This is a genomic window from Ensifer sp., from assembly GCF_035999185.1.
In the GTDB taxonomy this organism is placed as follows: domain Bacteria; phylum Pseudomonadota; class Alphaproteobacteria; order Rhizobiales; family Rhizobiaceae; genus Ensifer.
Map to the genome: position 1 here is coordinate 1 of NZ_DASYHB010000118.1, position 15,358 is coordinate 15,358.

At 62.6% G+C, this 15,358-nt stretch carries 13 protein-coding genes; 5 read left to right on the plus strand and 8 right to left on the minus strand.

All coding sequences use genetic code 11. The features are described from left to right. Together groEL and VGO04_RS14685 are read left to right on the plus strand one after the other, a co-directional pair. Positions 1-760 (plus strand): chaperonin GroEL (gene groEL / locus VGO04_RS14680; RefSeq protein WP_327496695.1); only part of this gene is annotated, 760 nt, incomplete at its 5' end. 630 nt (positions 761-1,390) lie between these two features. Next, positions 1,391-1,840, plus strand: coding sequence for a hypothetical protein (locus VGO04_RS14685; protein WP_414650544.1), 450 nt, complete (start codon positions 1,391-1,393; stop codon positions 1,838-1,840). A gap of 108 nt (positions 1,841-1,948) precedes the next feature. On the opposite strand, the gene VGO04_RS14690 is transcribed toward VGO04_RS14685, so the two are convergent. The 6 genes from VGO04_RS14690 to hisS form a co-directional block, all read right to left on the minus strand. Beyond that, on the minus strand, positions 1,949-4,747 hold the full coding sequence (locus tag VGO04_RS14690) for a bifunctional diguanylate cyclase/phosphodiesterase (protein WP_327496696.1): 2,799 nt from the start codon (positions 4,745-4,747) through the stop codon (positions 1,949-1,951). Between the two features lie 215 nt (positions 4,748-4,962). Continuing rightward, the gene (locus tag VGO04_RS14695; protein ID WP_327496697.1) at positions 4,963-6,186 is read right to left on the minus strand and encodes an NAD(P)/FAD-dependent oxidoreductase; all 1,224 of its coding nucleotides are present in this window, start codon (positions 6,184-6,186) and stop codon (positions 4,963-4,965) included. Positions 6,187-6,274: 88 nt separating this feature from the next. Next, a complete protein-coding gene (locus tag VGO04_RS14700; protein WP_327496698.1) occupies positions 6,275-6,982 on the minus strand; it encodes a glutathione binding-like protein in 708 nt (235 codons plus the stop codon). 159 nt (positions 6,983-7,141) lie between these two features. Then, positions 7,142-7,837 carry an ATP phosphoribosyltransferase gene (hisG, locus tag VGO04_RS14705; protein WP_327496699.1) on the minus strand — a complete coding sequence of 232 codons (696 nt, stop codon included), beginning with the start codon at positions 7,835-7,837 and terminating at the stop codon, positions 7,142-7,144. Then, positions 7,834-8,976, minus strand: a complete 1,143-nt coding sequence (locus VGO04_RS14710) for an ATP phosphoribosyltransferase regulatory subunit (protein ID WP_327496700.1) — start codon at positions 8,974-8,976, stop codon at positions 7,834-7,836. Before VGO04_RS14710 ends, hisG begins: the two co-directional genes overlap by 4 nt. Before the next feature lie 5 nt (positions 8,977-8,981). Then, positions 8,982-10,493, minus strand: coding sequence for a histidine--tRNA ligase (gene hisS, locus VGO04_RS14715; RefSeq protein ID WP_327496701.1), 1,512 nt, complete (start codon positions 10,491-10,493; stop codon positions 8,982-8,984). A 349-nt stretch (positions 10,494-10,842) separates the two neighbouring features. Here hisS and VGO04_RS14720 point away from each other — a divergent pair, with 349 nt between their 5' ends. Beyond that, positions 10,843-11,271 carry a hypothetical protein gene (locus VGO04_RS14720; RefSeq protein WP_327496702.1) on the plus strand — a complete coding sequence of 143 codons (429 nt, stop codon included), beginning with the start codon at positions 10,843-10,845 and terminating at the stop codon, positions 11,269-11,271. Between the two features lie 105 nt (positions 11,272-11,376). On the opposite strand, the gene VGO04_RS14725 is transcribed toward VGO04_RS14720, so the two are convergent. Next, positions 11,377-12,021: a DNA-3-methyladenine glycosylase I gene (locus VGO04_RS14725; protein ID WP_327496703.1), complete on the minus strand. Its 645-nt coding sequence runs from the start codon at positions 12,019-12,021 to the stop codon at positions 11,377-11,379. Positions 12,022-12,273: 252 nt separating this feature from the next. Between VGO04_RS14725 and VGO04_RS14730 the strand changes: the two genes are divergently transcribed. After that, positions 12,274-13,071, plus strand: coding sequence for a L,D-transpeptidase (locus tag VGO04_RS14730; protein WP_327496704.1), 798 nt, complete (start codon positions 12,274-12,276; stop codon positions 13,069-13,071). Between the two features lie 191 nt (positions 13,072-13,262). Beyond that, complete coding sequence (locus tag VGO04_RS14735; RefSeq protein WP_327496705.1) at positions 13,263-13,958, plus strand: L,D-transpeptidase; 696 nt, start codon at positions 13,263-13,265, stop codon at positions 13,956-13,958. Between the two features lie 72 nt (positions 13,959-14,030). Here the strand turns inward: VGO04_RS14735 and glcF are convergent, their stop codons facing one another. Beyond that, positions 14,031-15,326 carry a glycolate oxidase subunit GlcF gene (glcF, locus tag VGO04_RS14740; RefSeq protein ID WP_327496706.1) on the minus strand — a complete coding sequence of 432 codons (1,296 nt, stop codon included), beginning with the start codon at positions 15,324-15,326 and terminating at the stop codon, positions 14,031-14,033. Positions 15,327-15,358 lie beyond the last annotated feature (32 nt).

Consider the following 15,358-nt stretch of genomic DNA (forward strand, 5'->3'; position numbering starts at 1 on the left):
CATCCTGACGGGCGGCACCGTGATCTCCGAAGACCTCGGCATCAAGCTCGAAAACGTCACGCTCGACATGCTCGGCCGTGCGAAGAAGGTTTCGATCTCCAAGGAAAACACGACGATCGTCGACGGCGCCGGCCAGAAGGCTGACATCGAAGGCCGCGTTGCCCAGATCAAGGCCCAGATCGAAGACACCACCTCCGACTACGACCGCGAAAAGCTGCAGGAACGCCTTGCCAAGCTCGCTGGCGGCGTTGCCGTGATCCGCGTCGGCGGCTCGACGGAAGTCGAAGTGAAGGAAAAGAAGGACCGCATCGACGACGCCCTCAACGCGACGCGCGCTGCCGTTCAGGAAGGCATCGTACCGGGCGGCGGCACTGCCCTGCTCCGTTCGGCCTCCAAGATCTCGGTCAAGGGCGTCAACGAAGACCAGGAAGCCGGCATCAACATCGTTCGTCGCGCTCTGCAGGCTCCGGCCCGCCAGATCGCTGAAAACGCTGGTGATGAAGCTTCGATCGTTGTCGGCAAGATCCTCGACAAGAACGAAGACAACTACGGCTACAACGCCCAGACCGGCGAATATGGCGACATGATCGCCATGGGCATCGTCGACCCGGTCAAGGTCGTTCGCACCGCCCTTCAGGACGCAGCTTCGGTTGCTGGCCTCCTCGTCACGACGGAAGCCATGATCGCCGAACTGCCGAAGAAGGACGCTCCGGCAATGCCGGGCGGCATGGGCGGCATGGGCGGCATGGACATGATGTGATAAGGCGCCAGCCTTAGTCGCATCATCGTTCATAAAGCTTCGCCCATGCACTTAAAGCAGTTCAGCGCGTCAAGCGCGCTGAACGGGCGGCATGGACATGATGTGATAAAGGCGATTGCCTTTCACATTAACGATCTATCCGGATCGGAAGGGCGGCCCTCGGGTCGCCCTTTCTTGTTTTTTATCAACGTCGTTTGCGCCCAGCGGAGCATCTCGACAATCTCTCCGCAGAAAAATCCCGACGGTTGTAGTGCGGCTTCAAAAAAACGTTGAAGTCGAAAAAAAACGAACTATAACAGCGCCCCAAGTGAGCGGAGATTCACGGGAGACTGGTGGCAGACCAAAGGCAAGCGGCCAAACGCCGGAGCCTGTTTGTATTGGCCGCCCGTCCGGAATCTCTCCGCGAACAGACGAAAAGAACAAAAGTATTTAATCGCAAATTAAGCCGACACTCTCCTCCGAAATAATTTCGCTGGCGAGAATCATTACTATCTTCCGACCGTTCTACTTGAGAAACGCCCACGCTGCGTGGCGCGCTCTTTCGTATTGGTCATGTTGGGCGATTTGCACATGGGGATGTGTTTCCTGGACCGTCAAAGACGGGTTCCGGGAACTCTGCTGGGGTAGAGCGTGTTCAAGATCACGAGAGCAAATTCCGTTGCCCCCGGCGCTCCGGGACAGTTACATCCCGGGCTTCCGCATCCTGAACTCCTGGAGCAGTTTTGCGTCTCGGAAGGTTGGTCGGGAGACCTGTCGACCGGCCTGTTTCGCCTTGGCGAAAAGGCAGCCGCCATCCATGGCCTGCGCGACGGCGAATGCGGCCTTCTCAACTTCGTGCGCTGCTACGACCCGGCCGATCGCAACCACGTGCTCGAGCTCTTCGAGCAGGCGGCAACGAGCTGCTCGTCCTTCTGTTTTTCGACAACGATCGCGCTCGAAGAATCCGGCCAGAAACAGCCCCTGTTCTGCATTGGAGAATCCTCGGGCCTCGAGCAGCGCTACTCCGGCACGATCCTCGGCGTCTTCTTCTTCCCGCGTTTCCTGGTGGATGTTGCCGGCCGCACGCCGCTGCGCCAATAGCGCAGGGCTCCGTCGAGCGCGCCGCGACAGACATCGCGACACAGCAATCCTTCGAGCGTACATCGAGTTTATGCGGCGGTCCCGTAACCCGGCGAACTGCAGCCGCGATCAGGCGGCCGCTGCTTCGTCACCGCCGTTGAACAGCAGCGTAACCGGGGTCGGGCGGCCGAGCAGATAGCCTTGTGCCTCGTCGCAGCCCTCGGCCTGCAGGATATCGAGCTGCTTCTGCGTCTCCACGCCTTCGGCCAGGACCGGCACGGACAGGCTCTGACCGAGCGCCAGAATGGCGCGAACGATCGCCTTGGCCTGCGGGCTGCCCTCCACTTCCCACATGAAGCTCTTGTCGAGTTTGATCTTGTCGAAGGGGAAGGAACGGAGCGTTTCGAGCGACGAGTATCCGGTGCCGAAATCGTCGATCGCGATCGTGACGCCGAGTTCCTTGATCTGTCGCAGCGTCAGCAACGCGCGTTCCTTGTCGTCGATGATCGTCGATTCCGTGATTTCCAGTTCCAGGCGCTTCGGATCAAGGCCCGTCTGGGCGAGCACGTCCTGGACGAGGCTGACGATATCGCCGTTGGCAAGCTGGACCGGCGAGAGGTTGACGGCGATCTTGTGGCTGCTTTCCCAGCCCGCCGCCTCGCGGCAGGCTTCGCGCAGAACCCATTCGCCGATCGGAAGAATGGCGCCGCATTCCTCGGCAAGCGGAATGAACTCGCTGGGCGGCACCATGCCGCGCTCGGGATGGCTCCAGCGCAACAACACTTCGTAGCCGATGACGTCGCCGGACATCACCGATTTCTGCACCTGATAATGCAGCGCCAGCTGCTTCTTATCGATGGCGTCCCAGAGGTCGTTGGCAAGCGCGCGGCGCTGGCGTGCCGCCTCGTCCATCGACACTTCGTAGAAGCAGACCGTCTGGTTGAGCGCCGCTTTCGCCCGGTACATGGCAAGGTCGGCGTTGTTGATCAGCGTGTCTGCCGTTTCGGCGTCCTGCGGATAGATGGCAACGCCCATACTGCCGCCGGACTTGAGCTCGAAGTCGCCGAAGCGCATTTCCTCGTGCAGGCTCTTTTCGATGCGGCGCAGGAAGTCGTTGAGCTCGGAAAGCTCCTCGAAACGCTTGACAGCAGCGAACTCGTCGCCGCCGAAACGGGCCACGAACTCGCCTTCCTGCAGCAGGCCCTTCATGCGCTGGGCAATCGTCACCAGCACGAAATCGCCGGCGGCGTGGCCATGCAGGTCGTTGACTTCCTTGAACTTGTTGAGGTCGATGCCGATGACGGCGACCTTGCGGTTGAACCATGCGGCCGCATCCAGCTCTTCTTCCAGGTAACTGCTGAACTGCAAGCGGTTCGGCAGGCCGGTGAGGCTGTCATGGCGTGCGAGGAAGGTGATCTGCTCCTCGGTGTCGAGCCGCTCGGTGATGTCCTCGTAGGTGCTGACCCAGCCGCCGTCCGGAAGCGTGCGATGCTTGGTCAGGATCGAGCGGCCGTTGGCAAGCTTCTCGACGATATCGCCACCGCCCTTGCCAACCATTTCGATCCGGTGCTTCTGATAGAGTTCCGCGGACTTGGCGCGCGCAACCTCCTGATCGGTGTAAATGCGGGCAAAGACGATATCCAGGATCTCGCGGAAGGTCAGGCCCTGGCCGGCAAGCGTCTCGGAAAACCCGAAGATTTCGCGGCAACGCCGGTTCGAAAGCAGCAGCCGGTCGTCGGCGTCGAACAGGCAAATGCCCTGCGACATGTTTTCCAACGCGACGTCGAGGTTGTTGCTGACTTCGGCGATGCGCTCGGCATCCATCTTCGCCTTGGTGATGTCCTTGACGATCTTGATGAAACCCGCGTGCTGGCCTTGCTCGTCGAGGAACGGATCGATGACCACGTGCGCCCAGAAGCGGGAGCCGTCCTTGCGGTAGCGCCAACCTTCGGTCTCGAACTTGCCATTGCCAAGCGCCACTTCGAGCGCCTTTTGCGGCACGCCGTCCCTCTGATCCTCCTCGGAATAGAAGCAGGCGAAGTTCTCACCGATGATCTCCTCGCCCCGATAGCCCTTGTTGGCTTCGGCGCCGGCGTTCCAGCTGGCGACACGGCCGTCCGCGTCCAGCATGTAAATTGCGTAGTCCTTGACGCTGCGCACAAAGCGAGCGAACTCCCGCTCGGCGGCGGCGGCGGAAAGCTCTGCATGATGGGCAAAGCCGGCGGCGATCAGCACCATCGATAGAAGGAAGAACGCGGTCCCGGCAATGACGAAGGCGAGCAGGTGTGGCTGGATCATGCCTTCGTGCGCCGGTGCGAGCAGATCGGCTTCGATGGTTACGGCCCCCATCGCGGTGAAATGCAGCGCGACGATGCCGAGCGTCATCAGCAGCGTTGCGATCATCTTCGCTTTCAACGGGCCAGCGACGCGGCCGATCGTGCGAAGTGCGGCGATATCGAACAGCGAGCCGGCGACAATCGAGGTCACGACCAGCGTCGCGTCCCAGCGAATGCTGCCCGGGACATCGAGCGCCGCCATGCCGAGAAAGTGCATGCAGGCGACGCCTCCACCGAGAACGAAGCCGCCGGCAATCCAGCCGAGGCGCCCCTGCACATGCGTAGCAATCAGCAGCGCCGTCGTGGTCAGGATGATCGCGACGGCAAGCGACAGCCCGGTCAGGTCCATCTGATAGCCGAGAACAACGCCGGGATCATAAGCAAGCATGGCGATGAAGTGGGTGGCCCAGATGCCGAAGCCGCTGGCGATGCCGGCAGCTGTCGCCCAGATCGCCTTTGCCTTGCCCGAGGAACCGCGGGCCCGCTGCAAAAGCGTTACGGCGCCATAGCTTGAAAGGAAGCAGACGAGCGCGGCCAAAACGACCAGCTTGGGATTATGCTCGACCACCAGGCATGTAAGAACCTTGAACATCGCCAATCGCCTAAATCAAAACCGCCAGGAAACGAGACCTCTCGCCTCCACTTAAGCTGCCTGTGTTGGCGCCAGGTGATTTAAGGAAATGATAAATCGAGGCCCTGCCGGGCAATTGCTCGGCAAGACAGTAGTTTCGTCGTTAATGAATTTTGAAGTCCCGCCGCCTTCAAGTTGCAGCGCGCGTCAAAGCGCTGCCAGGCGTGGTCCTGCGCTTAGGACTGTGACAGCAGCGCCTTGAGGTCGGACTGGGGATCGGCAATGGCCGAGCGATCGGGATTGACCCCGGTTTCGAGCATCTTCTTGCCGGTAACATAGGCCTTGGCATCGTTGACCGCATCCACGGCGACGAAGCGTCCCTGCCTGAAGTACCAGACGGACACGCTGCCTTCGCGTTGTCCCGGCCTGACGATCGTTTCGTCGTGACCGAGACCGAAGCCGGCGATCTGAAGCTTGACGTCGTACTGGTCCGACCAGAACCAGGGTTTCGGATCGTAAGGGGCGTCGCTGCCGGCAAGGATCGCTGCAACCGCCTCGGCCTGGTCGACGGCGTTCTGCACCGATTCCAGCCGGATGCGCAGATCCTCGAAGGGAAGAACGGCGCAATCGCCCATGGCGAAAACCACCGGATCGGCGGTTCGCCCGTAGGCGTCGACAACGATGCCGCCCGCCGTCTCAAGGCCGGCGTCGTGCGCCAGGCGATCATTGGCGGTGACGCCGATGCCGACGATCACGACATCGACCGGCAGGGTAGAGCCGTCGGAGAGCTCCGCTGCGGTGACGCGACCATTTTCGCCGACGAGGCGTTTGAGGCCGGTACCCTCGCGGATATCGACGCCGCGGGCGCTGTGAATGCCGCGGACGATGCCCGACGTTGCCGAGGAGGCGACACGCTGGAGGATACGGTCGGCCATTTCGATGACCGTGACGTCGAGGCCGCACGTGCGGGCCACGGCCGCCGCCTCAAGGCCGATGTAGCCGCCGCCGACGACCAGAGCACGACGTCCGGCTTTCATCTCGTCGGCGAGGCGATCGGCATCCCTGAAATCGCGCACGACGTAGACGCCATCGAGATCGCCGCCGACGGAGGCGGGCAGTCGACGCGGTGTGGCGCCGGTCGCAAAGGCAAGCACGTCGTATTCGAGTGACGCCCCATCGCTGAGCGTCACGCGCTTGGACGCCCGGTCAAGACCTGTCACGGCCGTGCCGAGGCGCATGTCGACATTGTGCTCGCCGTACCAGGCCTCGGGGCGATAGAGCAGCCGGTCAAGGCTCATCTCCCGCAGGAGATATTTTTTCGAAAGTGGCGGTCGTTGATACGGCAGGCTCGCTTCGGAGGCGACGATGGTGATCGATCGCTCATCCTTCAGCGCACGGAGCTTCGCAACCAGAGCAAAGGCGGCCTGACCGCCACCGACAACAACGAGCTTTCCCGACACGCTTCTCACCTGCTTTTATTCGTCTGTACAGCAAGGCCTAGCCTTGCGCCCGAGCTTCGTCAACTCAGGCACAGGACAACAGCCACTGCTATTCCTTGCGCGGCACTTCCATGCCCTTTAGAGCCGCAGGGCGGGCGAGACCGCGCTCGACCCAGGCCATCACGTTCGGAAAGCTCTTGTACTCAAGAACATCGGCGCCGCCATAGAACCGGCGGGCGCCCTCGACCCAGGGGTAAGTTGCGATGTCGGCGATCGTGTACTCGTCGCCCATCAACCATTGCCGCCCCTCAAGACGGGCTTCGAGCACCCCGAGCAGGCGCTTTGCTTCGTCGCGGTAGCGCTCGACCGGATAGGAATTGTTGGCGACCTTGTCGGCGGCGAACTTGAAGAAGTGGCCGAACTGGCCAAGCATCGGCCCGACACCGCCCATCTGGAACATGACCCAGCTGATGGTCTCGTAACGGCGGATCGGATCGGCGGGCAGAAGCTTGCCGGTCTTTTCCGCCAGATAGATGAGGATCGCGCCGGATTCGAACAGGCCGATCGGCTTTCCGTCCGGACCGTTCGGATCGATGATCGCGGGGATGCGGCCGTTCGGATTGAGCGAGACGAATTCCGGCGATTTCTGATCGTTGGTATCGAAGGCGATGCGGTGCGCCTCGTATGGCAGGCCCAATTCCTCGAGCGCGATCGAAACCTTCACGCCGTTCGGCGTCGGCAGCGAATACAGCTGGATGATGTCCGGGTTTTTCGCCGGCCAGCGCCTGGTGATCGGGAAGGTGGAAAGATCGGCCATGCAGGTCTCCTCGGAATGAAACGGCGGGACGGTTGGGAGGCCGTCTGCGCGACTTACATAGGAGCGGAGGCCGCGCTTTGTGAGGGCCCTACCGTAATTTTATGGCGCTCGGTGCCAATGAGAGGATGCCTCGTTGCAGCACCCGCCCAATGTCATGCGTCAGAGTGCGCCGCGAACCGAAGAAATGATCCGGGCCACGATCGGGTCGCCGTCGTGGCTTGCCTTGCGCGCCCGCACCAGACAGGCTTCGGAGCGCAGGATCACACCGTCGGTCAGGATCTTCAGGTGGTTGGCCTTGAGCGTCGAACCGGTCGAGGTGATGTCGACGATGATGTCAGCCGAGCCCGATGCCGGGGCACCCTCGGTTGCGCCGAGGCTCTCGACGATGCGGTAGAGCTGGATGCCATGGCTGCCCGAGAAGTGGTTCTGGGTCAGCCGCCAGTATTTGGTGGCGATCGCGAGGCGCCGGCCGTGGCGGGCGCGAAAGTCGGCTGCGACGTCACCGAGGTCCGCCATGGTGTCGACGTCGTACCAGATCTCCGGCACGGCAACCACGACGTCGGCATGGCCGAAGCCGAGACGGGCGCAGAATTCGACGCGGGCATCCGCGTTCGCAAGCCCCTCGCGCACCAGATCTTCGCCGGTAACGCCGAAATCAATCGAACCATTGCCAAGTTCCCGCGAAATCTCAGAGGCCGAGAGGAACGCGATCTCGACGTCGTCCATGCCGTCGACCCGGCCACGGTAGGAACGGTCGTTGCCGACGGCGACGATCTTCATGCCGGCGCGTTCAAAGATCGCCGAGGCGTCGTCCTTCATCCGCCCCTTGGACGGCAGCGCGATGGTGATGGTCATTGGACGCCTCCTTCAGAGGCAATCGCCTTTTCGATGCGGTCGAGCCAGAGCGAGAAGCCGACGGCGGGGATGTGCTCGCGGGCGCCGAGCAGCGTCAGAAGGCGGTCGAAACGCCCTCCGCCTGCCAGAACGGCATGCGTGCCGGCGATTTGGACCTCGAAGACGAGGCCGGTGTAATAGTCGAGCGGACGACCGAATGCGGCGCGATAGCGGATGGCGCCGATGTCTGCGCCCGCCTTGGAAAGGGCTGCAACGCGGGCATCGAAGCGCGCCAGCGCCTCGTCGAGCTTCAGGCCGGATTTTTGCGCGAAGGCAAAGAGCGCCGCCGGAGCGTCGGCAAGCGAAACGTCGAGCGCCAGAAACTCGCCGACGAGATCGAGCGTCCGCCGATCGAGCCGCGTGTTTGCGAGCTCCATCTTCTCCTTCAGCCGCCGGGCGATGTCCTGCGGCGAGCGGCTGGCATTGGTGGAGTAGCCGGTCGCTTCCATCGTTTCGGCGACATGAGCAACGAGAGCAGCCTCGTCCTCAAGCAGGCCATCCATCGACAGGCGGACCACTTCGGGGCCGAAGACACCGACCGTGCGCGGATGCGCGAGCTCGGTCAAAAGTTTCTGCAGGTGCTTCTGGTCGCCGAAGGCGTGGATCAACCGCTTCTGCCAGCCGGCCGGCAAGCCACAGGCGCCGACAACCGCCTCAAACACCGCCTGATCGCCCAGCGTCACGCTGAGCGCGCGGCCGGGCAAGCGGTTGGCGACGACGCGCATGGCATCGCCAACGATACGCGCATCGGCGGTGGCGATATCGGTGTCCCCGAGATCCTCGATGCCGGCCTGATAGAACTCGTTGCCGCCTTCGCGGCGCTGGCGGAAGACTTCGCCGAGATAGGCATAGCGCTTCGGCGTGCCGGTCACCGCCTCGATGTGGCGCAGACAGACGGGAATGGTGAATTCCGGGCGCAGGCACAGGCTCTCGCCAGTCTCGCTCTCGGTCATGAAGATACGGCGCCGCAGATCCTCACCAGCCATGGCAAGGAAAGGCTCGGCCGGCTGGATCACCGGCGTATCGACGCGCAGCGCGCCAAGGCTTTCGAAGTCGGCCAGCAGCGCATCGGAGAAGGCAGGCAGGTTGATGAGGGCCATGGTCGTCAGCCCCTTGCCCGGTCCTCGGCCTGCGCCGCCAGCATCTCGCGTACCTTCTCCACCAACTCGGCCGTCGGCACGGAAACCTGGGCCACGCGCGCCTCGCGCCAGGCCGCATTGTCCTCGATCTCGCCCGACAGGCGCTTGCCCTCGATCAGATCCTTGATCTGCACGAGACCGCCAGCGCGCTCATCGCCGCCCTGGATGATCGCCAGCGGCGAGCCGCGGCGGTCGGCATATTTCAGCTGGTCGCCAAAATTCTTCTTGTTGCCCTGGTACATTTCGGCGCGGATGCCGGCATGGCGCAGCTGCTGCACGAAACGCTGGTAGTGGCCCATGCTCTCGATGTCGCGGTCCATGACGCAGACGACGACAGGGGCAATGACGTCCGAAGCGCCGAGCTTGCCGAGGTTCTTCAGCGCCGTCATCAGACGGGAGACGCCGATCGAGAAGCCGGTAGCCGGCACCGGCTGGCCCATGAAGCGCGAGACGAGGCCGTCATAACGACCACCGCCGCCGACCGAACCGAAGACGACCTTTTCGCCCTTCTCGTTGGTGACGGCAAACTGCAGCTCGGCCTCGAACACCGGGCCGGTATAGTATTCAAGACCGCGCACGACCGAAGGGTCGATCTTGATGCGGTCGGCTTCATAGCCGGCGCTTAACACCAGGCTTCGGATGGTGTTGAGTTCCTGGACGCCCTCGCCGCCCCTGGCAGTGCCCGAAACGAGCGCTGCCAGTTCGTCGGCACTTTCGGCATAGTTCTGGATACCGACGAAGAACAGGACCTTGTCGATCTGCTCGCCATTGAGGCCTGCACCCTTGGTGAAGTCGCCGCTTTCGTCCTTGCGGCCTTCGCCGAGAAGCAGCCGCACGCCTTCCGTGCCGAACTTGTCGAGCTTGTCGATGGCGCGCAGCACCGTCAGGCGGGCGTTGGCCTTGTCCTCGCCGCCAAGACCGATCGCTTCCATGACGCCGTCGAGCACCTTGCGGTTATTGACGCGGATGACGTAGTCGCCGCGCGCGATGCCGAGCGCTTCCATCGTGTCGGCCATCATCATGCACATTTCGGCATCCGCCTGGACGCCGGCGGCGCCAACGGTGTCGGCGTCGAACTGCATGAACTGACGGAAGCGGCCGGGGCCCGGCTTCTCGTTGCGGAAGACGTAGCCGGCACGATAGGTGCGGAACGGCAGCTGGATCTCGTTGAAGTTCTCGGCAACGTGACGGGCAAGCGGCGCCGTCAGGTCGTAGCGCAGCGACATCCACTGGTCGTCGTCATCCGTCAGCGAGAACACGCCCTCGTTCGGACGGTCGCTGTCGGGCAGGAACTTGCCGAGCGCGTCGGTATATTCGAACAGCGGTGTTTCGACCGGATCGAAACCATAATGCTCGTAGACCGCCCGGATCTTGCCGATCATTTCGTCGGTCGCACGGATATCGGCGGCGGAGCGATCGACAAAGCCGCGCGGCAGGCGGGCCTTGAGCTTCTGCGGTTTCTTTTGTTTCTCGGTCATTTGAGCATTCCGGCTGTCAGCGTGTTGGCTGCTTTCCCTATCGGATCAGTTAAGGTGCGGCAAGGGTTTGCACCGCGCAAAGCGCGCTCTCGGCCAATGCACAGCGGCATTGCGGCACCGTTCGATACCAAGGGAACTGGCACCGGGCGACGCCGGTCCGCAACGCATGTGATCGACCAAAGGACTTGACCTCAACCACAAGGCGCATTACCCCACACATAATCACCAAAAGTTTATCGATCGCATCATCGGTACCGTTTCGATCCAACCGACGATCAACGATCGTCCCGGCGGCGCTGCCGGCTTCCGCGGCGCTAGCTCGCCAGCGCACAACGAGGGAAAGGGCATCATGCTGACGTTCATGACACCTGGCTCAGGCGCCATCCAACTCGGGCACCCGGGGGCACACGCCAAATGGATGCGACACCTTGAGGAGACGGACTACATCGTCGACCCCTGGCACTGCGACCTCGCCAGCGGCGTCTTTCACCTTGGTCGAACGACCGCCATGCTGCTCGGCGTGCCCGCCCATTCCTGCGGCGTCATCGATCTCATGCACGCCTACGAACGCAAGGATCGCACCACCCTCCTCGACATCCTCGAGCAGGCGACCGCCTCTTCGGCAGCGTTCTGCTTCACCGCCATCGCCTGCGCGCCCGCTTCGCGATCGGCCCAGCACTTTTGCGTTGGCCGATCGGTCCTTGATGCGTCAACCGGAGAAAGCCGGCTGCAGGGCGTCTTTGCCTTTCAGCGCGAGCGCGCGAAACTCTGCGCCTGATCAAAACTGTTTCACCAGCCGTCGGGCGAGGAACCAAACGACGACAATGACGAACGACCGAGGTTGCAGGCCGCACGTCGGGAGCCGGACAGGCAATCGCTACGATCAGGCCGTCCGCGGCTTGGGCCTTGGGACCTTGGCGCGCATCTCCTCCACCACCGCACGGCAGTGGCAGCCCTCAATGTGATCGTTGACGAGACCCATGGCCTGCATGAAGGCGTAGATCGTCGTCGGGCCGACGAAGGTCCAGCCGCGCTTTTTCAGGTCCTTGGAAATCCGCGTCGAGGTCGGCGTCGTCGGGTTGGCGACGATCGCCTCATAGGTCACAACGGGCGGGCGCTCCGCCACCCCCGGCTCATATGACCAGAAGTAGCTGGCCAGCGAACCGAACTCGCGGCGCAGTTCCTGCGCGCGGTGCGCATTGTTGATGGTCGAGACGATCTTGCCGCGGTGGCGCACGATGCCCGTGTCGGCAAGGCAGCGCTCGATATCCGCATCCTCGAACGTCGCGACTTTGTCGAAATCAAAGCCGGCGAAAGCGGCGCGGAACGCCTCGCGCTTGCGCAGGATCGTCAACCAGGACAGGCCTGACTGAAAACCTTCAAGGCAGATCTTTTCAAAGAGCCGGCGATCGTCGGTAACCGGACGTCCCCATTCCTCGTCGTGGTAGCGGCGATAATCGTCGAGATTGCCCTGCCAGGCGCAGCGCAAAAGTCCGTCATCGCCCGTCACTATGCCCTTGGCCGTCATCGTTTCCCTCGCCCCATGCTGCTCATTTCATTGCCTTTACCATTTGCAAACCAGATTCCTAAAGCGGCGGATAACCCTACCCAAAGCTTTATCGGCGCCGTCGCCTTTTAATGAAGCGGCGTTTACCATTCGGTCGCCCCGAAGATGACACGATCGCGCCATTGCCAAGGCGCATGTCCCGTTCGAGCGTCCCGTTCTTCGGCCGTCTGCGCCCCCTTGATGCATTTCGGCGAAAGGTAGCGAGTCCGTCCGATGTTGAATAAATCTCTTCTTCTAGCCGCATCCCTTCTGACCCTTGTCGCCGGTCCGGCCGCGGCACAGGATCGGTACCAGAACCGGCCGCCCGTCGTCGTCAGCCCCGACCTCACCGCCCCCTGGGTGATGCAGCTTGGCGGCCAGCAGCCCGGAACGCGGCAGGTGATCTACCGGCAGCAGATTCCGCAGGCCACCCGAAAACAGTTCTACCCGCAGGCTCAGGTCGCCAAGCCGCAGGCTCAGGTCGGCAAACCACAGGTCAAGCGTCGCGCGGTCAACCCGCTGTTCCAGCCGGCCAACGCCACACGTGCCGCCCAGCGGCCGGTCAAATCAAGGTTCGACCCGCAATTCCTGCCGCAGACGGTGGCCTATGAGAGCAAGGAAAAGGCGGGCACGATCGTCATCGACACCAACAACCGCTTTCTCTACCTGGTGACCGGCAATGGCGAGGCACGGCGCTATGGCGTCGGCGTCGGCAAGCCGGGCTTCGAATGGGCCGGCGCCCACAAGGTGACGCGCAAGGCCGAGTGGCCGACCTGGACGCCGCCGCAGGAAATGATCAGCCGCGAGGCCGCCAAGGGTCACTATCTGCCGGCGCGCATGGACGGCGGCCCGGAAAATCCGCTGGGCGCGCGCGCCATGTATCTCGGCTCGACGCTCTACCGCATCCACGGCACCAATGCGCCCTGGACGATCGGCTATGCGGTTTCTTCCGGTTGCATCCGCATGCGCAACGAAGACGTTGTCGACCTCTACGAGCGCGTGAAGGTGGGAACCAAGGTTATCGTCATATAATTGGAGCAGAGCACAGAATATTCCCCGATCCACGAACGTGTTGCTGTTGCCGAAGCGTGATCTTCAGGCAACAGCGGCTGGAAGAGATACAAATTCGGCGATCACGTTTGATCTACCGGATGTATCGCGGGCTTGAACTTGAAAGCTTTTTGCATAGCCTGCCGGTAACGAGGGTTGAGAGGGAATCATATATGAAGCGTCATGCCAGCAAATTGGTCGCGATCGCCATTGCGACCAGCGCTATTCTTGCCGCCGCCAGTGCCTCGGCGTTTACGCCAGCGCAGAGCGCGGCCCCGAAGGTCAAGTCGTCCGACGTCGTCCTCGTGGCCACGCAGAAAAAGCCGGCAAAACAATTCTGGCGCACCAAGGTTCGCTTCCGCACCGACGAGGCCCCCGGCACGATCATCGTCGATACCAACAACAAGTTTCTCTACTACATCGACGGCCCGAACCGCGCGACACGCTACGGCATCGGCGTCGGCCGCGACGGCTTCGGCTGGTCGGGCGTCGTCAAGGTTGGCCGCAAGGCCGAATGGCCGACATGGACGCCGCCGGCGGAAATGCGCCGCCGCGAGGCCGCCAAGGGCCGCATCCTGCCGGTGACGCAGGAAGGCGGCATCGACAACCCGCTCGGCGCCCGCGCCATGTATCTCTATAAGGGCGGCCGCGACACGATCTTCCGCATCCACGGCACCAACCAGCCCTGGACGATCGGCCAGAACATGTCGTCTGGCTGCATCCGCATGATGAACGATGATGTCGAGCATCTCTACGATCGGGCCGACGTCGGCACCAAGGTGATCGTCATCGGCCCTGGCAGCAAGGCGGGCGACACCTATTACGACGACCGCGGCGTCGACATCTTCCGTCAGATTTTCGGCGGCTGACGGTCGCCGACAAGGCGACTTGAATTGACGAGGCCGGCTTCGCGAAGCGCGAGGCCGGCCTTTCTCATGGGGTCAGAGGCCCTGAGGCTTTGCGCCGCCATAGGCCCAATCCAAAAGCTCGACCGTATGCAGGATCGGAACGGCGGTGCCGCTTGCGATCTGCGTGATGCAGCCGATGTTGCCGGTCGCGATCGCATCCGCTTTGGTCGCTTCGATATTCCTGACCTTGCGCGCCTTCAGCTTCGCCGAGATTTCCGGCTGCAGGATGTTGTAAGTCCCGGCCGAACCGCAACAGAGATGCCCTTCTGCCGGATCACGGACGACGAAGCCGGCGCGTTTGAGCAACTGTTTCGGCGCCATTGTGATCTTCTGGCCGTGCTGCATCGAGCAGGCGGAGTGATAGGCGAGCGTCATGCCCCTCGCCGCCTGCTCCGGCAGGTCGAGCGTCGCCAGATACTCGGTGATATCCTTTGCCAGTGCGGAGACCCGCGCCGCCTTCTCGGAATAGGCAGGATCAAGCCGCAGCATGTGGCCATAGTCCTTGATCGTCGTTCCACAGCCCGACGCGGTGATGACGATGGCGTCGAGACCACCCTCGTCGGCAACCCTCAGCCAGGCATCGACGTTGCGCCTCGCGGCATCGAGCGCCTGGTTCTCGCGTCCCATATGGTGCACCAGGGCTCCGCAACAGCCTTCGCCTGGCGAAACGACCACCTCGATGCCGAACCGTGTCAGAAGCCTGATCGTCGCCTCGTTGATCTCCGGCTTCAGCACCGGCTGGGCGCAGCCGCTCAGGAGCGCCACGCGACCGACGCGCTTGTCCTTGGGTGCATGGACACCGGGTTCAGCCGACGCCGAAGGTTCCGGCACGACCCTTGGAGCAAGATCGAGCATGACGCCAAAGGTCTTCAGAAGCGCAACGCTCTTGAAAAGTCCGGCCAAGGGCCGAGCGATGCCAGCCGCCTTCAGCGACAGCCGGAAACGCTGGGGATAGGGCAGAACCGCGGCCAGCACCGAACGCACAAGGCGTTCGCTGAAGGGGCGCCTGTAGGTTTTCTCGATATGGACACGCGCATGGTCGACGAGGTGCATGTAGTCGACGCCGGAGGGACAGGTGGTGGTGCAGGCAAGGCAGGACAGGCACCGGTCGATGTGAGTGACCGTTTCCTTGTCGGCCGCCCGGCCGTTTTCCAGCATGTCCTTGATGAGATAGATGCGCCCGCGCGGGCTGTCGAGTTCGTCGCCGAGCGTGACATAGGTGGGACAGGTCGCGGTGCAGAATCCGCAATGCACGCATTTGCGCAGAATAGCCTCGGATTCGGCCACATGCGGATCGGCGAGCTGTTCTGGCGTAAAATTGGTCTGCAAATGCGAACTCCACTTTCCGGATCTGTGCGGGC